This is a genomic window from Polaromonas sp. P5_D5, from assembly GCF_054049435.1.
The window spans coordinates 380,382-400,835 of record NZ_JBFUMJ010000002.1 but is presented as its reverse complement, the minus strand read 5'-3'; the positions used below and the strand labels follow the sequence as shown (position 1 = coordinate 400,835).

The window sequence follows — 20,454 nt, the reverse complement described above, 5'->3', positions numbered from 1 at the left end:
CTGCCGGCCGGGCTGTCTCGCAGCTACCAGGGAGGCAACTGGAAAATTCATTGTGCGCCCCGCACGACCGCGAGCGTGTAGTCCTGATCCCCACCCTGAAGTAAGGGTGGTTTTCCACACCGCACACGGACCTACGGTTTCCTCATGTGGCGAGTGCTTCACCGGGCTTCGGAAAGCGCCAGGCAGCGTGCGCCGATAAATTCCCTGAGCAGGCGCAGGCCGGGCGTCAGTTGCCGCCGCCCTGGTAACACCATGTACAGCGGCACAGCCTCGGTTTGCCATTCTGTGCACAGAGCGACCAGCCGCCCCGCAGCCAGGTCGCCCGCCACATCCAGCCGCGACTTGTAAGTGATGCCGCGGCCGGCCAGGGCCCATCGGCGAACCGCGTCGCCATCGTTGGCAACATTGCCGCCAGTGGCACGCACCGTGAGCTCTTCGCCATTTCTCCAGAACTTCCAACGGTCATACACGTCTTCACCCAGCATGAAGCACAGGCAAATATGCTTTGTCAGTGCCTGCGGCGTGTCAGGCGTGCCGTGCGACGCGAGGTAGGCAGGTGACGCACACAGCACGCGCCGATTCGTCAAATCCACCGGCAACGCCAGCATGCTGGAATCGGGCGGCTCGCCTTGCCGAAAAGCCGCATCCACCAGGTCGCTGTAGACATTGGTCACGCGATCCGACAGGTGCAGCCGGTATTGAATGCCGGGATGCAACAGCTGAAACGCTTCCAGCCAGGGCAGCAGCACATTGCGGCCAAAATCTGATGGCGCGGCCAGCTGCAGCACACCGCGCACCTGCTGCCGGCCGCTGGCAAGTTCCAGCTGCGCATCGCGCAGGGCGGCCAGCGCGGGCCGGCAGTGTGCGAGGAAAACCTCACCTTCGCGCGTCAACCGCAGGCTGCGGGTGGAACGTACAAAAAGCGGCGCCTGCAATTCTGCCTCCAGCCGTTTGAGTGCCGCGCTGGCGGCCGCCGGCGTCAGGTCCAGGCTGCGGGCCGTGGCCGACAGGCTGCCGGTGTCGACAGTGCGAATAAAGATTTCCAGGTCTTGCAGGGCTTTCATTTACAAATTTTATTTGTAAATAGCTTCAATTGAAAGCTTGTTTATCTTCATTTTCAAATCCAATACAGTTCAAGAATCAGTTTTGAGCACTGCTGAACACAACGCCACGCAACATCACACGCAAAGGAAATCACCATGAAAGCCATCGGCTACACACAAGCCCACGCACTCAACCAGACCGGCCAAACCGGGTTGACCGACATCACCCTGCCCGACCCGACGCCCACCGGCCACGACCTGCTGGTCGAGGTGAAAGCCGTTTCAGTGAACCCGGTGGACACCAAAGTACGCGCCAGCGCGGCGCGCAGCGCTGGCTCGGATTACAAGGTGTTGGGCTATGACGCCAGCGGCATCGTGCGCGCCGTCGGCCCCGAGGTCACACTGTTCAAGGCCGGTGACAAGGTCTGGTATGCGGGGTCCATCGCCCGGCCCGGGACCAACAGCGAACTCCACCTGGTCGATGAACGCATCGTCGGCCGCATGCCGCAAACGCTGGGGTTTGCCGAAGCGGCCGCCCTGCCGCTGACCAGCATCACCGCCTGGGAAATGCTGTTCGACCGTCTCGGCATCGTGCCGGGCAAAACACCCAACAACAAAACACTGCTCATCATCGGCGCCTCGGGCGGCGTGGGCTCGATCATGACGCAGCTGGCCACGCGCCTGACCTCGCTCACCGTGATAGGCACCGCGTCACGGCCCGAAACCCAAGCCTGGGTGAAGGAACTCGGCGCCCATCATGTCATCGACCACAGCCGGCCGATTGCCGAAGAGCTCAAGCGTATCGGCATCCCCGCGGTGGACTACATCGTGGGCCTCACGCAAACCGACAGCCACCTGGCACAAATCGCCGAAGCCATCGCACCACAAGGCAAGTTCGGCCTGATTGACGACCCGGTGAAGTTCGACATCACGCTGTTCAAACGCAAGAGCGCATCCATCCACTGGGAACTGATGTTCACACGCCCCCTCTTCGGCACACCCGACATGGTGGCGCAGCACCGCCTGCTCAATGAGGTCGCCCAACTTGTCGATTCCGGCTTGATCCGCACGACGCTGACGGAAACGTTTGGTTCGATCAATGCCGCCAATTTGCGGCGGGCGCATGAGTTGGTGGAGTCTGGGAAGGCGCGGGGGAAGGTTGTGCTTGAAGGATGGGTTTGAGTTTTTCTTGTTGAGGCCGGGGCTTGTCCCGGCCTCAACGCCGCAAAGTCTTGAACATCACAAACGCATCCACCAACCCCAACCTCACATGCCGAAAAGCCCCCGGCAAGGTCCCCACAATCTCAAACCCCAATCTTTGCCATAACCGAACAGCACGCTCATTCGTCGACACCACCAGGTTGAACTGCATCGCCAGAAAACCCATGGCCAGCGCTTCCTGCTGGGAGTGCTCGCACATCGCCGACGCCAGGCCTTTGCCCTGCGCTTCGGGCGCGACCACATAGCCGCAGTTGCAGACATGCGCACCCAGCCCCGGCTGGTTGGGTTTGATGAAGTAGGTGCCTAGCACTCGGCCGTCGTCGCTGTTCCCCTCACGCACTACATACGTCGCCCGGGGCGCGTCCATCCACACCGCGTGTATTTCAGCTTCTGTGCTGTGGGGCGAAAAGGCATAGGTGTCGCCTGCTTCAAAGGTGGCGCGCAGCAGCGGCCAAACGGCGGGCCAGTCGGCCTCGGTGCAGCGGCGGATCAAGGGCTTGGGTTCATTCATGGCGGATAAGGATAAAAGTTATTTGCTATCTTTTTAGTAGCCATACATCCATGTATTGGAAGGGCTGCAACCTCAAATCGCTTACAGACCTCAAGCCTTTGGAGGCGCATCAACAACCTCGGCCGCCGTGCGAAATGCCTCGACCGCGGCGGGCAGGCCGCAATAAATGCTCGCGTGCAGCAGCACTTCCTGAAGCTGCTCCGGCGTCACGCCGTTGTTGAGTGCGGCACGCACATGACCCTTGAGTTCATGCTGTTTGCCGAGGGCCGTCAGCATGGCCACCGTGATCAGGCTACGCGTCTTGAGATCCAGCCCCGGCCGCTGCCATACATCGCCCCAGGCGTTGCGGGTAATGAAATGCTGGATCGGCAGGGAAAAATCGGTGGCCTTGTCGAAAGCATTGGCCACAAAATCCTCGCCCATCACCTGCTTGCGGGTGGCGAGGCCTTTGTCGAAATCCTTGTCTGCGGGCTGCGTCATGAAGGCTCCTAAAAGACGAAGCGTAATGGAAAGCAAAAAAGCCCGCTCCGGTCTTCACCAGGGCGGGCTTGGCCTCAATCAGCGCCTATGAGGGTCTGCTCAATCAGGCAAGGTCGTAGCGGTCCAGGTTCATCACCTTGTTCCAGGCCGCCACAAAGTCACGCACGAAGACCTGCTGCGAATCGCTGCACGCATAGACCTCCGCAATGGCCCGCAGCTGCGAGTTCGAACCGAAGACGAGGTCTATCACCGTACCCGTCCATTTGAGTTCGCCCGTCGTGCGGTCGCGGCCCTCCAGCACACCTTCAGCGTCGGCAGATTTCTGCCACTTCGTGCGCATCTCGAGCAGGTTCACAAAGAAGTCGTTGCTCAAGGTTCCGGGCCGCTTGGTGAAAACGCCATGCTGTGCCTGCCCGACATTGGCATTCAGGGCGCGCATGCCGCCGACCAGAACCGTCATCTCGGGAGCGCTCAGCGTCATCAGGTTCGCGCGATCCACCAGCTGCTCGGCTGCCCGCTGCGCCTGCCCCTTGCGGGTGTAGTTTCGGAAACCGTCTGCGGCCGGTTCCAGCACGGCAAACGACGCCACATCGGTTTGCGCTTGCGAAGCGTCCGTACGGCCCGGTGAAAAAGGCACCTTCACGTCGTGGCCAGCCTTCCTGGCAGCTGCCTCGACGGCCGCGCAGCCACCGAGAACGATCAGGTCAGCCAGCGAAATCTTCTTGCGGCCAGACTGCGCGCCATTGAACTCGCCCTGGATGGCCTCCAGCACTTTCAGGACTTTCGCCAGCTCGGCCGGTTGATTGACTTCCCAATCCTTTTGCGGTGCCAGGCGTATGCGCGCACCGTTTGCGCCGCCGCGCTTGTCGCTACCACGGAAGGTGGAAGCAGACGCCCAGGCCGTTGTGACGAGCTGGGAGATGGAGAGCCCGGACGCGAGGACCTTGGCCTTGAGGCCCTCAGTATCCTGCTCATTGACCAGCGGATGATCGACGGCGGGAACCGGGTCCTGCCAGATCAGTGCCTCCTTCGGCACCAGCGGGCCGAGGTAGCGCGCAGCCGGGCCCATGTCACGGTGCGTCAGCTTGTACCAGGCCCGGGCGAAGGCGTCGGCAAACTCCTGCGGGTTCGCCATGAAGCGCCGCGAGATTTTTTCGTAAGCCGGATCCATGCGCATGGCCATGTCGGCGGTCGTCATCATCGGGGCATGGCGCAGCGCGGAGTCATGGGCATCCGGCACGGTGGTCGACGCGGCAGGGTCTTTGGGCTTCCACTGGTGGGCACCGGCGGGGCTCTTGGTCAATTCCCACTCGTAGCCGAACAGGTTTTCGAAGTAGCCGTTGTCCCACTTGGTGGGGTTCTTGGTCCAGGCACCTTCGATACCGCTGGTGACGGTGTGCACGCCGTGGCCGCCGCCGAACCTGTTGATCCAGCCAAACCCCTGGTCTTCAATGGTGCCGCCCTCAGGCTCGGGCCCCACGTACTGGCCCGGATCGGCTGCGCCGTGGGCCTTGCCGAAGGTGTGCCCGCCGGCGGTGAGCGCAACAGTTTCTTCGTCGTTCATCGCCATGCGGGCGAAGGTCTCGCGGATGTCCCGCGCCGAACCCAGCGGGTCCGGTTTGCCGTTCGGGCCCTCGGGGTTCACATAGATCAGCCCCATCTGCACAGCACCGAGCGGGTTTTCGAGTTCGCGGTCGCCGGTGTAGCGCTTGTCGCCCATCCACTCGGCTTCAGGGCCCCAGTAAATCTCTTCCGGCTCCCAGACGTCCGGACGCCCGCCGGCAAAGCCGAAGGTCTTGAATCCCATGGAGTCCATGGCCACGGTGCCGGCCAGAACCATCAGGTCGGCCCAGGAGATTTTTCGGCCGTATTTCTGCTTGATCGGCCACAACAGGCGGCGTGCCTTGTCGAGGTTTCCGTTGTCCGGCCAGCTGTTGAGCGGTGCGAATCGCTGTGTGCCGGAGCCGGCGCCGCCGCGCCCGTCGGCGATCCGGTAGGTGCCTGCGCTGTGCCACGCCATGCGAACGAAGAATGGGCCATAGTGGCCGTAGTCCGCAGGCCACCACTCCTGCGAATCCGTCATGAGCTCATGGAGGTCTTTCACCACGGCATGCAGGTCCAGGGTCTTGAATTCCTCGGCATAGTTGAACGCCTCGCCCATGGGATCGGACAGCGACGAGTTCTGGTGAAGGATCTTGAGGTTCAGCTGGTTGGGCCACCAATCGGCGTTCGTTGCGGCACCAGCCAGAGCATGTTTGCGGGCGCCACCCGAGAATGGGCAGCCGCCTTCGCTTTGCGTGTTGTGATCAGCCATGATGAGTTACCTTTGATGATTAAGTGGTGCCGAATGACGGCATGGAATTGCACTGCGGGACAGCCGGGACGCTTTGGTCAAGGCCGTGTGGGTGGGGCTGCTAATGGGGTCTCCTTTGACGGGCTTGCCAGGTGATGGCCTGTGAAGCACAGTCTAGGTTTCCCTGCAAAATAATCAAAGGCAATTAAAGATATTTACCTAATAGTTTTTATCAATTGCATCTGTTTTGGCTTCAATTCCCCAGCGCGACCTGACGGGTAATCTTGCAGTTACGCTTGGGTCCGAGTCACTTATCGAGTCACTTATAAAGCCTTTGAAGGAACCCTCATGACCAGCCCCAAAACCGCCGGCACAGCACCCCGGTACCCTGCTCCCGAACTGAAGGACCTGCCGGAAGACATCAAAGCCAAAGTCCTGGAGGTGCAGGAAAAAGCCGGCTTCGTGCCCAACGTATTCCTGGCCCTCGCGCGCCGCCCTGCCGAATGGCGTGCCTTCTTCGCTTATCACGATGCGCTGATGCTCAAGGAAGAGGGCTCCAACCCCAACGGCAGCCTGACCAAGGGCGAGCGCGAGATGATCGTCACCACGACGAGCGCCGCCAACAAATGCCTGTATTGCGTGGTGGCGCACGGCGCCATCCTGCGCATTTATGAAAAGAAACCCCTGGTGGCCGACCAGGTGGCGGTGAACCACCGCAAGGCCGACATCACACCACGCCAGCGCGCCATGCTCGACTTCGCGATGAAGGTATGCCTGCAAGCGGACCAGATTGAAGACAGAGACTTTGAAGCGCTGTACGGCCACGGCTTTGACGATGAAGACGCTTGGGATATCGCGGCCATCACGGCTTTTTTTGGCCTCTCCAACCGCATGGCGAGCTTCAGCAACATGCAGCCCAACCCCGAGTTTTACCTGATGGGCCGTGTGCCCAAGCCGTCCAAGGCCGCCTGAAACCGCTCAGGCGCGAATCACGCCCAGAACCCTGCGCACCCGCTATGCTCATGAATCAGCCTTCTCACAAGACTTAAAACCATGGCACCAGACGCCACATCCACCGCCTCGACATCTTCTACCCCATCAGCCGGCGCTTACGGCCTGACCGTGCGCAAGCTGGAGATCGACCTGAGCGATGGCTTTGACCGCCACTGGTTTGGCGGCGATGCCTTCCTGAGCCAGTACCACAACGCCTTGTCGATGAGTTTTCCGGTCGGAGAGCAGTCGTTCATCGAGGCCGTGCGCGACTGCGCCAAATTGCTGCCTCGCACGCCAGAGCACGCGCTGCTGCATGAAGCCACTGCGCAGTTCATCGGCCAGGAGGCTACCCACCGCCACATCCATGGTCTGTACAACGCACAGTTGGAGAGGCAGGGCCTGGTTAACCGCTGGCAACACTGGGCCACGGCCCGCATTGATTTTGCCAAAAAACGCGGTGTGGCGCCCCACCACTTCCTTGCGGTCACGGCAGCCTACGAACACCTCACGGCCGTGCTGGCCGACTACATGCTTCGCCACGGCGACGCGCTGGATCAGGCAGACCCGAAGATGCAGACCCTCTGGCGCTGGCATGCAGCCGAAGAGACCGAGCATCGCGCGGTAGCCTATGACCTGTACCAAGCGCTTGGCGGAAACCACGCATGGCGCGTGCGCTGGTATGTCTACGCGCTGCTGCTGTTTTCGTGGGACTCGGGCCGTCAAACGGTGCTGAACCTCTGGCATGACGGCACGCTGTTCAAACCAGGCACATGGTGGAGTGCGATGAAATTTTTCTGGGGAAAAAATGGCGTTGTGTGGCGCTGCACGGCCCCGTTGCTGGCCTACTTCAGGCGGGACTTCCACCCCGACCAGGAAACTGTTGCCGAACCCGGCCAGCAAACCCGCGCCATTGCCCAGCGCTGGTTGAAAGAACACGCGGACAGCTTTCGCACAGTTCGCTGAAGCTTTTCTGCGATACCGCAGCACCCATACGCCACCAGTATTGCTACTTTATTGATAGCTGCTTGCGCACGGCCTGATTAGGCCTGCGGGCTTTTTCTTTCAGGATTACGCTTCAACCAGCTTGCGCATCCACTCGGGCAGGGCTTTGGCCTTTTGCGCCGGGAAGTCCACCCAGATGGTGGTGGCGCCGCCCGCGGCGCAGATCACGCCCGGCGTATCCGCGCGCTCCATCGTGGCCCAGCTTTCAAACGTGGTGCGCCCCGGGTCGCTCACGTACATCTTCATCAGCACGTCGCCCGGGTATTCCAGCTGCTTGTAGAAATTGCAAAAAGCGTTGACGATGACCGGGCCTTCGCCCGACGGATCGGGCTTGCAGCCAATGCCATACATCCAGTCAATGCGGATAGTTTCGAGATAACGGAAGTAAGTGCCGTTGTTGAGGTGGCCCATCGCGTCCATGTCACCCCAGCGGATGGGGATATGCATCTCGTGGACCAGCTTTTTCTTTTCGGGAATTTCAATTTTCATGATGCCAATTGCCTCTATCGATGGGCCCTGATGGAGGCCAGAATTCCCAGCGTGAACAACACGCACGCAGACAGTTGTACCAGTGTGGGCCAGTGGCCATCCCAGGCAAACGAATACAGCAGCGCAAAAATGGTTTCGCTCACGATGAGCTGCCCGCACAGGCTGGCACTGAGCCGCTGGCTGGCCATGTTCCACAAAATCGTCGCCAGCCAGGTGGAGCCCAGACCGGCCAGCACGCAGAGCAACACGAACACACCGCGGTCTTCGCGGCCGGCCAGCACGCTTGCGTCCGAACCCGCAAGCAGCCACATCAGCAATGCCCCGAGGCCAGTCGCCACACCCAGCCAGTTGGCCCAGTCGGTGGCATTGACTTCAGGATGCCGCTTGAGCCAGGCAGAATTCAGGATCGCAAACGCCGTCCAGCACACCAGTGAGGCCGACACAAACAGCATGCCACGCCAGAAATTCGTGGCGGTTCCCTGACCGGCCTCGTGGGTGGAACCCATCATGAGCGCCAGCCCCGCCAGGGTGAGCGCCAGGCCGGGCAGCAGGGAAGCCCAACGCAGGCCTTGCGGCTTGCCCAGCAACATGACCCAAATGGGAATGGTGCCGATTACCAGCGAAGGCACTTCGGTGCCGGCGTCGCGTATGGCCAGCACCAACAGCAGGTAGTAGCCGCTGAACCCGAGAATGCTCATGACCAGAGCGGCCCACGCCTGCCGCACCGTGGGCAGGCGGCGAGTGCGCCATCCCGCCAGCATCACCAGCACAGCCACCACGCCGTATACCGCAAAGCGCCCGGCCGTCAGGTCAATGGACGAATAGCCACCCGCACCCATGTCGAGCATGCGCGGCGCCACAAACACCAGGCCCCACAGCGCGCCCGCCGCGAGCCCGGCCAGAATGCCCGTCAGCATCCGTCAGACAGTGTGCGCAGTGGCTACCAGGCGCAAACCTAGCAGCCCCATCGCACCGGCGGCGGTGCGGTCTACCGCAGCCTTGCTGCGCAGGTAGGCTGCGCGCGGTACAGCGGAAGACAAAACCACCGCCACCACGGCATACCAGCCGGTTTCCATCACGAGCACGCCCACAAGCACCAGCAGGGCTGCGGGCAAGGGAAACTGTGCGGGCAACAGTGCCGCGAACACGCTGCTGTAAACCACCACGATCTTCGGGTTGCTCAGCTGCGTCACCAGCCCCTGGCGAAACGATTGCAGCACCGTGCGGCGCGAAGCGCCCGTGTCACCGCCGCCCATTTCCAGCGGCTGGCGCGCGCCGCGCCAGATATTAAAGGCGATCCACATCAGGTACAGGCCGCCCACGACCTTGAGCGCCATGTAGACACCAGGCAAGGCGGCCAGCAGGGCCTGCAGCCCGGCCAGCGCCAACGCGGCAAACACCAGCGCCCCCAGGCCCATACCCACCGCGGCAGCCAGGCCGTCAGCGCGTGAACGCGAAACCGCGATGCGCGCAACCTGCACAAAACTGGGGCCCGGGCTGACCACGCCCGCCAGCAAGGCCAGGAGGATCAGGCCTATCGGGCCGAGGTAGGGCACTACGGAATCCATCATGTTCTTCTCCGAAAATTAATCTTTGTTATGCCGATCGATCAAACGCCAAACCCGTCGTCGGCTGCAATCACTGCACCATTGACGAAATGGCTCTCGCCACTGGCCAGCATCACCAGCAGTGCATCCAGGTCTTGCGGTTTGCCGATGCGCTTGCGCGGCAACATCTGCACCAGCCTCTTGCCCTGCTCGGTTTCCCAATGGTGGTGGTTGATCTCGGTGTCAATATAGCCGGGGCAGATGGCGTTGACGTTGATGCCGAACTTGCCCCACTCCAGCGCCATGGCTTTGGTCATCTGCACCACGGCGGCCTTGCTCATGCAGTACACGCCGATCTGCGGCAGTACGCGCAAGCCGGCCATGGAGGCGATGTTGATGATGCGGCCGCCGGCATAGTTGCCGGGCCCGGCACCGCGCGAACGGGCCAGCATGCGCTTGCCGACTTCCTGCGCCACGAAGAAGGCGCCCTTCACATTGGTGTTGAAGATGAAGTCGTAGTCTTCCTCGCCGACGTCCTGGATGCGCTGTGTGGTGCTCACGCCGGAGTTGTTGACCAGAATGTCGATGGGCCCGACTTCCGTTTCAGCATGGGCCACGCCGGCCTTGATGCTGGCGTGGTCGGTCACGTCGAGCTCAACCACATGCGCATCGCCACCCGCAGCCTCAATCTGCGCGCGCAGGTCCTTGAGCTTGTCGAGCCTGCGGCTGGCCAGCACCACGGCCGCGCCGGCACGGCTCAGTGTTTTGGCGAACTGCGCACCCAGCCCGCCGGATGCACCGGTCACGAGAGCGACACGCCCCGACAGATCAATGCTGTAAGCCATTAGAGGCTCCTCTCTCAATTTAAACCGTACAAAAGAGAACGACCGTTCGCATCGCCGCATTCGCGACATAAAATCCAACGCGAGACCGACAATCCTTCCTGAAAATCATTATCAGCGAGTCCCCGATGAATACCCAAGAAATTCTGGCCCAGTTCGGCCCGCGCGAAGCAATGGAATATGACGTGGTCGTGGTGGGCGGCGGACCCGGCGGGCTTGCTACCGCCATTCGCCTGAAACAACTGGCCGCAGAAAAAGGCACGGACATCTCCGTGGTGGTTCTCGAAAAGGGTTCCGAACCCGGTGCCCACATTCTTTCGGGTGCGGTGATGGACCCCAAGGCATTGACCGAACTGATTCCGGACTGGAAAGCGCAAGGCGCGCCATTGAACCAGCCTGTCACCGCCGACGAGGTTCTTTTTCTCAGCGAGAAAAGCGCGATCAGGACGCCCGCCTTTTTTGTGCCCGACTGCTTTCACAACGAAGGCAACTACGTCATCAGCCTGGGCAATGTGGTGCGCTGGCTGGCGCAGCAGGCCGAAGGCCTGGGCGTTGAAATCTTCCCGGGCTTCGCGGCGGCCGAAGTGCTCTACAACGACGACGGCTCCGTCAAGGGCGTGGCCACCGGCAACCTCGGAATCGGCAAGGATGGCCAGCCGACCGACAACTTCCAGCTCGGCATGGAACTGCACGGCAAGTACACCGTATTTGCCGAAGGCGCGCGCGGCCACCTGGGCCGCCAGCTGATCAACCGCTTCAAACTCGACGAAGGCCGCGACCCGCAAGGCTACGCACTGGGTGTGAAAGAGCTCTGGGAAATCGACCCGGCCAAACACAAGCCGGGCCTCGTGATTCACACCGCCGGCTGGCCCATGGACAGCCAGACCTACGGCGGCGGCTTCATGTACCACCTGGAAGACAACAAGGTCACGCTGGGCATGGTCACCGGCCTGGACTACACCAACCCTTACCTCAGCCCGTTTGAAGAGATGCAGCGCTGGAAGACCCATCCCAGCATCAAGCAGTATCTCGAAGGCGCTAAGCGCATCAGCTACGGCGCGCGTGCCATCACCGCAGGCGGCGCATTGAGCCTGCCCAAAACCGTGTTCCCCGGTGGCGCGCTGATCGGCTGCGAAGCCGGCTACCTCAATGCCGCCCGCATCAAGGGCAGCCACGCGGCCATCAAGAGCGGTATGCTGGCCGCTGAGGCCGCCTATGAAGCGGTCACCGCCGGCCGCCAGCACGATGAACTGGCCGCTTACCCTGAAGCCTATGCCAAGAGCTGGCTCGCGCAGGAGCTCAACCAGTCGCGCAATTTCAAGTCCTGGTTCAAGAAGGGCCTCTACGTCGGCGCCTTCATGACCGGCATCGAGCACTGGCTGCTGCCCAAGCTGGGCTTCAAGTCGCCGCCCTGGACCATCCACAACAGCATTCCGGACTACGCCAAGCTCAAGCCGGCGGCCGAGTGCACGCCCATCGTGTATCCCAAGCCCGACAACAAGATCACCTTCGACCGCCTTAGTTCGGTTTTCGTCTCCAACACCAACCACGAAGAGCACCAGCCCGCGCACCTGACGCTCAAGGACGCGAGCGTGCCGGTGAGCATCAACCTGGCCAAGTACGCCGGCCCCGAAAGCCGCTACTGCCCGGCCGGTGTCTACGAGTTCGTAAAGAACCCCGACAATACCGACCGCCTGCAGATCAACGCGCAGAACTGCGTGCACTGCAAAACCTGTGACATCAAAGACCCAACACAAAACATCGTGTGGGTCACGCCCGAAGGCGGTGGCGGACCCAACTACAGCGGCATGTAAGCAAAGCATCTCCATCAACAAAAGCCCGGCCTCCCCCGGGCTTTTTTCATGCGATTTGCTACGCCGGGTTAATTCCCGGGAATTCAGCGCACTGTGCGAGCAGTCGCAGCAGCCCCTGATCTTTGTGACTTTTTGTCGTTTGCCGTTGGGATGCCAACTGCTCACGAACAGTTCAGCTGCCCGCCAGCTGGCGATTTGCAACCGTCATTCACAAGTGCTTACCGAACGATTCGAAACGCTTTGAGGCCAGCGTGACAGCTTCCCACGCACATATGCGGCTTACGCTGACATCCTTTCTCCACGCGTCAAAGACACTCGTACCTAGCCCCTGAAAGGGAATGGTCTGGTGATGTCTGGATGCTGCCTGTCCATGCAATCCCTCACGCGAACATGTTTCAGCAGTGTTACGCCGGCGCCGTGACCCGTATCAAATCAACCCGCTGCCATGCAGCCTTTTGCAATGACCCTGAACAAACCCAGTGTGCTATTAACCGGTGGGGCCGGATACATCGGAAGCCATACTTTTGTGGCGCTGGTGAATGCCGGCTACCAGCCTGTCATCCTCGACGACTTTTCCAACAGCCATCCTGCCGTGCTGCACCGGCTGCAGCAGCTGACGGGTCAGCCCGTACCCTGCGAACGCGGCAACGTACTGGACACCGATTTTGTGGCCGGAGTCCTGCAACGCTACCACTGCGTTGCGGCCGTCCACTTTGCCGGGTTCAAGGCCGTAGGGGAAAGCGTGCAACGCCCTCTCATGTACTACCAGAACAATGTTGGCGGCCTCCTGAGTTTGTTGCGGGCGATGGAAACGACGGACTGCCGGGCCGTAGTCTTCTCTTCAAGCGCCACGGTCTATGGGGACCCCGCCACCGTGCCCATCAACGAGCAGTTTCCATGCATGCCGGAGAGCCCGTATGCCCACACCAAACTGATGTGTGAAAACATCCTGGCATCGCTGCGTATTTCAGATGCGGCGTGGCGGGTCGGGGTGCTGCGCTACTTCAACCCGGTGGGCGCGCACCCCAGTGGACTGATCGGCGAAGACCCCAACGGAATCCCCAACAACCTGATGCCCTACGTCACCCAGGTGGCCGTGGGCAAACGGGCCACGCTCAATGTGTTCGGCAATGACTACCCCACACCCGACGGCACCGGGGTGCGCGACTACCTGCACGTCACCGACCTTGCAGCAGGCCATGTCGCCGCAGTCGATGCTTTGCTGGCAAACGGCAAGAGCTTTACGGTCAATCTGGGCACCGGCGAGGGCACCAGTGTTCTCGGTGTGGTCCAGGCGTTTGAGCGGGCAAGCGGACGGCCGATTCCTTATGAATTTGCACCTCGACGAGCCGGGGATGTCGCACAGTACTTTGCAGATGTTTCCCTGGCCGGCAGCCTGCTGGGCTGGCGTGCCACATGCACGATCGATGACATGTGCCGCGACTCCTGGCACTGGCAGCAGCGCAATCCCGAAGGCTACAGGAACACCTCTGAAACCGATATGGACATATCTGCATCTGAGCCCATGCGCAATAGCCCGAACGGACTCATCCAGCCGGCAGTCAGCATGTGAGCAATTCAAGTCTTGCCCCAAGAATGCGCCACGCTTTTTTGAACTCAATAAATAGCATAAAGCGCGCCATGAGCCATTCGGACTATTGTCAATTGCTGCACTGCACAACAAACTCTTTTCCTGCTTTGACAGAAGGAAAACCCTATGTTTCGAACCCTGTTTACCGCCATTTTGGCCACCTGGATTGCTTCAGCAACGGCGTCTACCAACCCGCCTGCAGCGCCCGCAGCGGTGACGCCAACGGGAGCTACCGCCAAAGCGACACGTATGAAACTGCAGCCCGGCACTGAGCCCGTCAAGGTCAACACAGTCCACAGTGTGGACGCGGTGCGCAGTGGCCAATCCGGCCTGGGTGTCACGGCGGCGGGCGAGGCAGATACGGACGAATCCGGATGGCACCCTTACGGCACGCTGCTGGCCACATTGGCGTTGATGGGCGTGATTGCCGTTCGCCGCCATAAAGCAGAGAGGTCTTGAGGATGAGTGGCCTCGGCCGTCCGGGTGTTGCAGCGGTCAAATGGAGCGCCGTTTCCACAGCGGCACGCTTTGGGCTGCAGCTGGTGGCCCAGGTGATTCTGGCCCGCACCCTGGGGCCGGAGATTTTTGGCGTTTTTGCCATCGGCATGGTGGTACTGACATTCGCCACATTTGTCTCCGGTTTTGGCTTCAGCTGGAGCCTGTTGCAACGCACCACACTGAGTGACGAAGATGTCCGGTTTGCCTGGACATGGCAACTGATCGTGGGTATTGCCACCATGCTTGCCCTGTATTTTCTGGCGCCGCTGCTGTCGGCTTATTTTCGGGAGCCGCGCTCGCAATTCGTCATTGAATGGTTATCGGTGGCGTGCCTGCTGGGTGCTGCGGCAGCACCGGCTACCTACCTGCTGCAGCGTGACTTGAATTTCCGAGCAGTGGGACTGATTCAGGTCGGCAGCTATGCCGCTGGGTATGTGGCTGTTGGGGTGCCGATGGCACTGCTTGGCCAGGGTGAGGCTTCGCTGGTAGCGGCCTGGCTGGTTCAGGCGGCTGTCGTGTTTGTTGCAAGTTATGCCCTCAAGCCGCATGCGCTTCGCCCGCTGTTCTGGTATGCCGATGCAAAGTCCGCTGTCGGCACGGGGCACACGGTCTTTTTGACCAATATCGTCAACTGGGTGCTCAACAACCTTGATCGGGTGTTGATAGGCCGGTTGCTCAACGCGCAATCGCTGGGTCTCTATAACGTGGCTTACAACCTGGCCACGATGCCCAACACCTTGCTGCTGGGCGCACTTCAGCCCGCGTTCCTGGCGGCGGGCGCACGCCTGCAAAACGACCGGCCACGACTGGGCCGCGCTTATCTGCAGATGCTGGCCACCATTGTGGTGTTGGGACTCCCCGCCTTTGCGACGCTTGCCTTTCTGTCGCCCGACATCGTGCGTGTGCTTTATGGGCCCGCATGGAGTGGGGCAGCCTGGGTGCTGGGAATTTTGTTCCTCTGCATGCCGGCGTACGTCATCTGGGGACTGTCGACACCCGTGCTGTGGAACACCGGACGCAAGTACTACGAATTTGCGCTGCAGCTCCCGCTGATCGTTTTGGGCATCCTCGGTTTTTACCTGTTTGCAGGCCAGGGAATCCACATGGCTGCAGTCGTGGCGGGTCTGTTGCTGGTACTGCGCGCAGCCGTTACGGCTACGGCTGCATTCCGTGCACTGGAGCTTGGCTGGATGTCCCTGCTACCGGATGCCCTGCGCGGGTTTCTTCTTTGTGCCGCTTGCGTTTTAGGTGTGATGGCAGGTCAGCACGCGGTGGCACGGTTTGATATTCCCCTGCTCTCGCTGCTTGCCGGAAGCCTGTCCGCAGTAGTCCTGCCGGCATTGCTGCTTGCCCTGAGGCCGCAAATGCTGGGGCGGGAAACATCCGAAATGGTCATCCGGTTTGTCCCCGGACTGGCGAAGTTTTTGCGCCGCGGTGTTTCGGCACCACGTACCGATCTTTCCAATTCCCTTGAGCAGCCACTCTAAGGAGCTATCCTGGATCAACCCATCGTTATTTCGGTTCTGGTTGCCGGTGCCATTTTGGCGGCGCTTTTGGCGACGCTGGGCATGGCGGGTGCAGTTCATGTCACGTCACGCCGTGCGCACGGGTACATGCATGTCATTTTCTACGCCATCCTGGCAATGGTGGCCCTGAACAATTTCCTCTCGGGGCGCGACCTCTCCAGCAGTGCGTTTAAATTGGACGAAGTTGCGGTGGTGGTGCGCCACCCGCTGGTGGCTTTGGCGCAGCCGCTGGTTTCCCTCTTGCTGCTCACGCTGGCGGGGGAACGCATCATCACGCACTGGCTTCAACGCGACAAGACGGTGCAGGCCCCCCCGGTGATGTTGATCACCTTTGTTCTTTTCTGGGCAGGCACGGTGGCCTCACCGGCTCTTCTGGGCCTGCATCCGCATGTGTCACACGATTACGTGTACCCGCTGCTCATCGGCATCGCGGCAGTGCTTGCCACCAGCATGGAAAGAGACCTCGCATTCAAGGCGGCTCGCAACGCCCTGCTGCTCTTTATGGCAGCGGGCTTGCTGCTGATCCCTTTCAAGCCAACGCTGGTGCTGGACCTCTCCTATACACAGGGCTTGCTGCCTGGTGTACCGCGGCTGGCAGGGCTGGCTGCACATGCCGTGTCACTCGGCATGCTGGCTCAGCTGGGCTTGCTGTGTCTTCTCGCGCGTCCTCTGCAGAGCGTCTGGCTGAATCGCCTGGCGTGGGGAATGGGGCTCCTTGTCCTTTTTCTCGCTCAATCCAAAACAGCCTGGATTTCTTTTACCCTGTGCTCCGCCTGCATTCTTGCTGTACGCCAGGGGCCCGCGTTTCTGCGCCGCGCCACTGACCCGGTGCGGCCGGAATTCGGCATCGTCTCGTTGGTGGGGTTCATGGTTGCGGTGGCCGGCGTCACGTTGGTGCTGATGTTTGGCGATATCGATGCGCGTCTGTCCAGCTTCTTTGACAGCGCCCAGGGCGCGCAACTCGCGTCCATGACCGGCCGTGATCAGATCTGGGCAATTGCCTACGACGAATGGCAGCGCAACCCTGCGTTCGGCTACGGACCCACCCTGTGGGATGTCAGTTTCCGTGAAAGCATCGGTATGCCCAATGCGACCCACGCGCACAACCAGTTTATGGACACGTTATCGCGCTCCGGCACGGTGGGTGCCGCTGCATTGGTGTTGTACGCACTGGTGCTGCTGGTCCTGTCCATCCGCTATGCACGTGCCAGCGGCGGCCTTTCACTGGCGTTGTTCGTGGCGCTGGCACTGCGCGCCATCAGTGAAGTGCCGCTGCTGCTCTTCGGTTACGGCCCCGAGCTCACTACCCACGTGCTTTTGCTGATGACACTGGCCGCTGCAGCGCGCGAAGCCCATGCCCGCAGAGCGCAGCCGGCAAGCTTGCCGGAAGGCGCCATGCCCCGCTTCGCCGGGAACTTCCATCCGTCCCCGGCTACCTCTCGAGCCCGACCATGAAATTTTCGATTGTCATTCCGCTTTACAACAAGGCACCGTACATCAACGACACCATCGCGTCGGTGCTGGCACAAACCTTCTCGGATTTTGAGGTCATTGTGGTGGACGACGGTTCCACCGACGGCGGTGCGGAACTGGTAACGTTCATACCTGACCCGCGGTTGCGCCTGGTGCGCCAGGCCAATGCCGGTGTTTCCGCCGCCCGGAACCTGGGAATTTCGCTGGCAAAAGGCGAATGGGTTTCCTTTCTCGACGCCGATGACTGGCACCATCCCCAGTACCTGGAAACCCTTCTGTGGACGCAGGCGCGTTACCCGCAGGTCGACACGGTGGCCACCGACTTCCTGCCGGTTCCCGATACCCACACCATGTGGCCGCCGAACTGGCCAGTGCTGGCAGATCAACCGGAAGTGGAACTCATCACCGATCTGCCGCGGCGCTGGATGAGCGCGCCGTCGCTGTGCACCAGCGCGGTGTCCGTGCGAAGCACGCGCTTGCGGCAAATGCAGCCATGCTTTCCTTCGGGAGAGTCGCACGGCGAAGACCTGGATCTATGGTTCCGTCTGGCTGAGAAGACCCCCGTTGCGCTAGTCCGGTCGCCCTTGATGGCGTATCGGCTGGCGGTGGAAGGCGGCCTGACAACATATCACCCCGACCTGGCCATGCCACCGTTTCTGGAACGCATGCGGGAACGTGCACTTTCAGGGACCATGACCATCATGCAACGCCGGTCTGCACTGTGGCTTGTGGCGCAACACGAGTTGACGCTGGCACGGCAGGCACTGGCATCCGGAAGCCGCCGTGAGGGCTTCGACTGGCTGGTGCGCGCCCACCGCGCGGCTACCGGAAGACGGTGGTGGCTGACGGCGGCCATGCTTTTCATGCCGGGCCAGGTGGTAAAAAACTGGCAGCTTTGGCGCACGCGCCGGACGGTTCACACCGGCAGTCCGGCCGAAGCAGGATAAAAAATGAACCCCAAATCACCCCGCAAAATCATCCCTCTCTGGCATTCCTGCCGGGTCTCCGTGGTCATCAAGGCACTGAATGAGGAAAAACGCATCCGGGCGACCATCGAGAGTGCGCTGCGCGCTGTTTCCGCCGTGGGCGGAGAGGTCATTCTTGCGGACTCCTGCTCGACCGACAGCACAGTGGAACTGGCATGTACTTACCCCATCCGTATCGTCCAGCTGGCCAATCCCAACGAGCGCTGCTGCGGCGTGGGCCCGCAACTGGGCTACCAGCATTCGCATGGCGACTTTATTTATATCCTCGATGGCGACATGCAGATGCAGGAAGGCTTTCTTGAGAAAGCACTCGATTTTCTGGATGCCCATGAGGACGTCGCAGGCGTCGGCGGACGCGTGGTGGAGCAAAACACCGAGAGCCTGGAATACCTGTCGCGTGGAGAACGCGCCTCGCCGCACCTGCTGCCTGGCAAGGTCGACCGGCTCGACGGCGGAGGCCTTTACCGTCGCACAGCCATTGAGGCCGCGGGCTATCTTTCCGACCGTAACCTGCACAGCTATGAAGAGTTTGACCTGGCCATCAGGCTGCGCGCTCTCGGCTGGCACCTGTGGCGCCTGCCGGTGGATGCCGCCAATCACTTTGGCCACGATGCACCACCCTATCGCTTGTTGATGCGGCGCTGGAGCACCCGCTATATCTGCGGGCTGGGCGAACTGGTCCGCGCTGCCGCCGGCCAGCCCCGACTGCATCTGGCGCTGCAGGGCCTGCGGGAACTGCGCCTGTACCTGGCCGTCCTGGGCTGGTGGGCGGTCATGGCCAGCCTGGTATTCTGGCCGGTGTCGGCTCCCCTGCGCATGGCATTCTTTTGCATCATCGTCACGGCGCCGGTGTTGCTGATGACCTGGCGAAAACGGTCTGTCACCAAGGCGCTGTATTCGGTGATCTCATGGTGCTTCAATGCCGCAGGCCTCATACGCGGCCTGCTTCGCCGGCAACGCCCGGCTGGCGAGGCCATCGCGAGCCGGGTACTCAAGGACTTCTCAATGGCGCCTCGCCAGGTAATTCAGGGGAGCGCGCATTGAGCGGCCCAGATGGAAGCCTGCAGAAGCAACGGGCGACGCAGCAATTCACGGGCATACAGATTCTGAGATTTGCCGCGGCCATGCTTGTCGTGGTCATGCACATTACCCAGGCGATCTCCATCCACATCGGCGGAACCGGGCCAACCCACTATTGGGCAGACGGCTCCGCAGGAGTGGACATCTTCTTCGTCATCAGCGGTTTTGTCATGGCCATGTCAACGTCGGCATTGCCTTCCGACGCTGCGTCCCGGGTCAATGCCGCCTGGGTGTTCATGCGAAGGCGCTTGCTGAGGATCGCGCCGCTCTACTGGTTCTATACCTTGTTGAAGGTCGTCCTCTTGCTGGCTTTGCCGACCCTCGCGTCCCGCGCGTCCGTCGAGCCCGGGCATCTGGCCGCCTCCCTTTTGTTCATCCCTGCCGTGAGCCCGTGGGGCCTCGTATTGCCCGCGCTGCCCGTCGGCTGGACATTGAATTTTGAAATGCTTTTTTATGCGGTTTTTGCGGCAGCCATTGCGCTGGGCGCACCACGCATCCGGTTTTGTTTGCTGGTTTTTCTGCTGATTTTCACGGCTGGGCGGTATGTACCGGACTCGCTGGTGCTGGGTTTCTACGCCCAGAGCATTGTTTTTGAGTTCATTCTTGGGGTCTGCATTGCCTATGCCTTTTTGCATTTCCGGCATGCATCGCCAGGAGTCGGCCTAATCGTCATCGCCGCTGGCGTGATGTTCATGTTTATCCCTGACTGGGGGCACTCGGCCGACCGTTTCGCCACATGGGGCTGCGGTGCTGCGCTGGTCGTCCTCGGGTCAATCTGGCTCGAGCCATGGACCTTGCGTGCGCCACTGGCTTCCCGCCTGTCTTTCCTGGGTGACGCTTCCTATTCCATCTATCTCTCGCACACCTTCGTGGTACCGGCCGGTGTGCTGGCGCTGAAAAAACTGGGCGTGCAGGACAGCCTGGCCATCGTGCTTGCTGTGGGCACGGCCGTGGTGGTTGCAGGCTGCATCTCGTACGTGTGGCTGGAGCGTCCCATGACCACCTTCTTCAAGCGCGCACTCTTTAGAAAGCCCGGTCTTTCTTATCAAGGTACAGGAAAGTAAT

General features: G+C 61.1%; 19 protein-coding genes. 11 read left to right on the top strand and 8 right to left on the bottom strand.

The window, feature by feature from the left end; genetic code table 11:
- Positions 1-158: 158 nt before the first annotated feature.
- Positions 159-1,064 (bottom strand): LysR family transcriptional regulator, encoded by a 906-nt coding sequence (locus ACXJKE_RS08600; protein WP_457280172.1) that lies wholly within the window; start codon positions 1,062-1,064, stop codon positions 159-161.
- 135 nt (positions 1,065-1,199) lie between these two features.
- Between ACXJKE_RS08600 and ACXJKE_RS08595 the strand changes: the two genes are divergently transcribed.
- Positions 1,200-2,225, top strand: a complete 1,026-nt coding sequence (locus tag ACXJKE_RS08595) for a zinc-binding alcohol dehydrogenase family protein (RefSeq protein ID WP_457280171.1) — start codon at positions 1,200-1,202, stop codon at positions 2,223-2,225.
- 34 nt (positions 2,226-2,259) lie between these two features.
- Here the strand turns inward: ACXJKE_RS08595 and ACXJKE_RS08590 are convergent, their stop codons facing one another.
- The 3 genes from ACXJKE_RS08590 to katG all read right to left on the bottom strand — a co-directional run bounded on the left by ACXJKE_RS08590 (position 2,260) and on the right by katG (position 5,569).
- The gene (locus ACXJKE_RS08590; RefSeq protein ID WP_457280170.1) at positions 2,260-2,775 is read right to left on the bottom strand and encodes an N-acetyltransferase family protein; all 516 of its coding nucleotides are present in this window, start codon (positions 2,773-2,775) and stop codon (positions 2,260-2,262) included.
- A gap of 90 nt (positions 2,776-2,865) precedes the next feature.
- Positions 2,866-3,255, bottom strand: a complete 390-nt coding sequence (locus tag ACXJKE_RS08585) for a carboxymuconolactone decarboxylase family protein (RefSeq protein ID WP_457280169.1) — start codon at positions 3,253-3,255, stop codon at positions 2,866-2,868.
- A 103-nt stretch (positions 3,256-3,358) separates the two neighbouring features.
- On the bottom strand, positions 3,359-5,569 hold the full coding sequence (gene katG, locus ACXJKE_RS08580; RefSeq protein WP_457280168.1) for a catalase/peroxidase HPI: 2,211 nt from the start codon (positions 5,567-5,569) through the stop codon (positions 3,359-3,361).
- Between the two features lie 327 nt (positions 5,570-5,896).
- Between katG and ACXJKE_RS08575 the strand changes: the two genes are divergently transcribed.
- Entirely contained in the window at positions 5,897-6,520 is a 624-nt protein-coding gene (locus ACXJKE_RS08575; RefSeq protein WP_457280167.1) for a peroxidase-related enzyme, read from the top strand.
- Between the two features lie 81 nt (positions 6,521-6,601).
- The gene (locus ACXJKE_RS08570) at positions 6,602-7,504 is read left to right on the top strand and encodes a metal-dependent hydrolase (protein WP_457280166.1); all 903 of its coding nucleotides are present in this window, start codon (positions 6,602-6,604) and stop codon (positions 7,502-7,504) included.
- Positions 7,505-7,609: 105 nt separating this feature from the next.
- Here the strand turns inward: ACXJKE_RS08570 and ACXJKE_RS08565 are convergent, their stop codons facing one another.
- Genes ACXJKE_RS08565 through ACXJKE_RS08550 form a run of 4 tightly spaced genes read right to left on the bottom strand, consistent with a single transcriptional unit; the run spans position 7,610 to position 10,424 of the window.
- Positions 7,610-8,032: an acyl-CoA thioesterase gene (locus tag ACXJKE_RS08565; RefSeq protein ID WP_457280165.1), complete on the bottom strand. Its 423-nt coding sequence runs from the start codon at positions 8,030-8,032 to the stop codon at positions 7,610-7,612.
- A gap of 14 nt (positions 8,033-8,046) precedes the next feature.
- Complete coding sequence (locus ACXJKE_RS08560) at positions 8,047-8,949, bottom strand: DMT family transporter (protein WP_457280164.1); 903 nt, start codon at positions 8,947-8,949, stop codon at positions 8,047-8,049.
- A gap of 3 nt (positions 8,950-8,952) precedes the next feature.
- Entirely contained in the window at positions 8,953-9,603 is a 651-nt protein-coding gene (locus ACXJKE_RS08555) for a LysE family translocator (protein ID WP_457280163.1), read from the bottom strand.
- 38 nt (positions 9,604-9,641) lie between these two features.
- Positions 9,642-10,424: an SDR family oxidoreductase gene (locus ACXJKE_RS08550; protein ID WP_457280162.1), complete on the bottom strand. Its 783-nt coding sequence runs from the start codon at positions 10,422-10,424 to the stop codon at positions 9,642-9,644.
- A gap of 125 nt (positions 10,425-10,549) precedes the next feature.
- Here ACXJKE_RS08550 and ACXJKE_RS08545 point away from each other — a divergent pair, with 125 nt between their 5' ends.
- From ACXJKE_RS08545 to ACXJKE_RS08510, 8 genes are all read left to right on the top strand, one after another.
- Positions 10,550-12,235, top strand: coding sequence for an electron transfer flavoprotein-ubiquinone oxidoreductase (locus ACXJKE_RS08545; RefSeq protein ID WP_457280161.1), 1,686 nt, complete (start codon positions 10,550-10,552; stop codon positions 12,233-12,235).
- A gap of 445 nt (positions 12,236-12,680) precedes the next feature.
- Positions 12,681-13,808, top strand: a complete 1,128-nt coding sequence (galE, locus tag ACXJKE_RS08540; protein ID WP_457280160.1) for a UDP-glucose 4-epimerase GalE — start codon at positions 12,681-12,683, stop codon at positions 13,806-13,808.
- Positions 13,809-13,952: 144 nt separating this feature from the next.
- A complete protein-coding gene (locus ACXJKE_RS08535) occupies positions 13,953-14,285 on the top strand; it encodes a hypothetical protein (RefSeq protein WP_457280159.1) in 333 nt (110 codons plus the stop codon).
- A 2-nt stretch (positions 14,286-14,287) separates the two neighbouring features.
- Positions 14,288-15,811 (top strand): lipopolysaccharide biosynthesis protein, encoded by a 1,524-nt coding sequence (locus ACXJKE_RS08530; protein WP_457280158.1) that lies wholly within the window; start codon positions 14,288-14,290, stop codon positions 15,809-15,811.
- Between the two features lie 126 nt (positions 15,812-15,937).
- A complete protein-coding gene (locus tag ACXJKE_RS08525; protein WP_457280157.1) occupies positions 15,938-17,305 on the top strand; it encodes an O-antigen ligase family protein in 1,368 nt (455 codons plus the stop codon).
- Positions 17,302-18,270: a glycosyltransferase family 2 protein gene (locus ACXJKE_RS08520; protein WP_457280156.1), complete on the top strand. Its 969-nt coding sequence runs from the start codon at positions 17,302-17,304 to the stop codon at positions 18,268-18,270. Before ACXJKE_RS08525 ends, ACXJKE_RS08520 begins: the two co-directional genes overlap by 4 nt.
- Before the next feature lie 3 nt (positions 18,271-18,273).
- The gene (locus ACXJKE_RS08515; protein ID WP_457280155.1) at positions 18,274-19,353 is read left to right on the top strand and encodes a glycosyltransferase family 2 protein; all 1,080 of its coding nucleotides are present in this window, start codon (positions 18,274-18,276) and stop codon (positions 19,351-19,353) included.
- The gene (locus tag ACXJKE_RS08510) at positions 19,350-20,453 is read left to right on the top strand and encodes an acyltransferase family protein (protein ID WP_457280154.1); all 1,104 of its coding nucleotides are present in this window, start codon (positions 19,350-19,352) and stop codon (positions 20,451-20,453) included. Before ACXJKE_RS08515 ends, ACXJKE_RS08510 begins: the two co-directional genes overlap by 4 nt.
- Position 20,454 lies beyond the last annotated feature (1 nt).

What these genes read in the sequence shown, in the direction of transcription:
- ACXJKE_RS08600 (WP_457280172.1), bottom strand. Translation starts at nt 1,064, where the DNA reads ATGAAAGCCCTGCAAGACCTGGAAATCTTTATTCGCACTGTCGACACC.
- ACXJKE_RS08595 (WP_457280171.1), top strand. Translation starts at nt 1,200, where the DNA reads ATGAAAGCCATCGGCTACACACAAGCCCACGCACTCAACCAGACCGGC.
- ACXJKE_RS08590 (WP_457280170.1), bottom strand. Translation starts at nt 2,775, where the DNA reads ATGAATGAACCCAAGCCCTTGATCCGCCGCTGCACCGAGGCCGACTGG.
- ACXJKE_RS08585 (WP_457280169.1), bottom strand. Translation starts at nt 3,255, where the DNA reads ATGACGCAGCCCGCAGACAAGGATTTCGACAAAGGCCTCGCCACCCGC.
- katG (WP_457280168.1), bottom strand. Translation starts at nt 5,569, where the DNA reads ATGGCTGATCACAACACGCAAAGCGAAGGCGGCTGCCCATTCTCGGGT.
- ACXJKE_RS08575 (WP_457280167.1), top strand. Translation starts at nt 5,897, where the DNA reads ATGACCAGCCCCAAAACCGCCGGCACAGCACCCCGGTACCCTGCTCCC.
- ACXJKE_RS08570 (WP_457280166.1), top strand. Translation starts at nt 6,602, where the DNA reads ATGGCACCAGACGCCACATCCACCGCCTCGACATCTTCTACCCCATCA.
- ACXJKE_RS08565 (WP_457280165.1), bottom strand. Translation starts at nt 8,032, where the DNA reads ATGAAAATTGAAATTCCCGAAAAGAAAAAGCTGGTCCACGAGATGCAT.
- ACXJKE_RS08560 (WP_457280164.1), bottom strand. Translation starts at nt 8,949, where the DNA reads ATGCTGACGGGCATTCTGGCCGGGCTCGCGGCGGGCGCGCTGTGGGGC.
- ACXJKE_RS08555 (WP_457280163.1), bottom strand. Translation starts at nt 9,603, where the DNA reads ATGATGGATTCCGTAGTGCCCTACCTCGGCCCGATAGGCCTGATCCTC.
- ACXJKE_RS08550 (WP_457280162.1), bottom strand. Translation starts at nt 10,424, where the DNA reads ATGGCTTACAGCATTGATCTGTCGGGGCGTGTCGCTCTCGTGACCGGT.
- ACXJKE_RS08545 (WP_457280161.1), top strand. Translation starts at nt 10,550, where the DNA reads ATGAATACCCAAGAAATTCTGGCCCAGTTCGGCCCGCGCGAAGCAATG.
- galE (WP_457280160.1), top strand. Translation starts at nt 12,681, where the DNA reads ATGCAGCCTTTTGCAATGACCCTGAACAAACCCAGTGTGCTATTAACC.
- ACXJKE_RS08535 (WP_457280159.1), top strand. Translation starts at nt 13,953, where the DNA reads ATGTTTCGAACCCTGTTTACCGCCATTTTGGCCACCTGGATTGCTTCA.
- ACXJKE_RS08530 (WP_457280158.1), top strand. Translation starts at nt 14,288, where the DNA reads ATGAGTGGCCTCGGCCGTCCGGGTGTTGCAGCGGTCAAATGGAGCGCC.
- ACXJKE_RS08525 (WP_457280157.1), top strand. Translation starts at nt 15,938, where the DNA reads ATGCATGTCATTTTCTACGCCATCCTGGCAATGGTGGCCCTGAACAAT.
- ACXJKE_RS08520 (WP_457280156.1), top strand. Translation starts at nt 17,302, where the DNA reads ATGAAATTTTCGATTGTCATTCCGCTTTACAACAAGGCACCGTACATC.
- ACXJKE_RS08515 (WP_457280155.1), top strand. Translation starts at nt 18,274, where the DNA reads ATGAACCCCAAATCACCCCGCAAAATCATCCCTCTCTGGCATTCCTGC.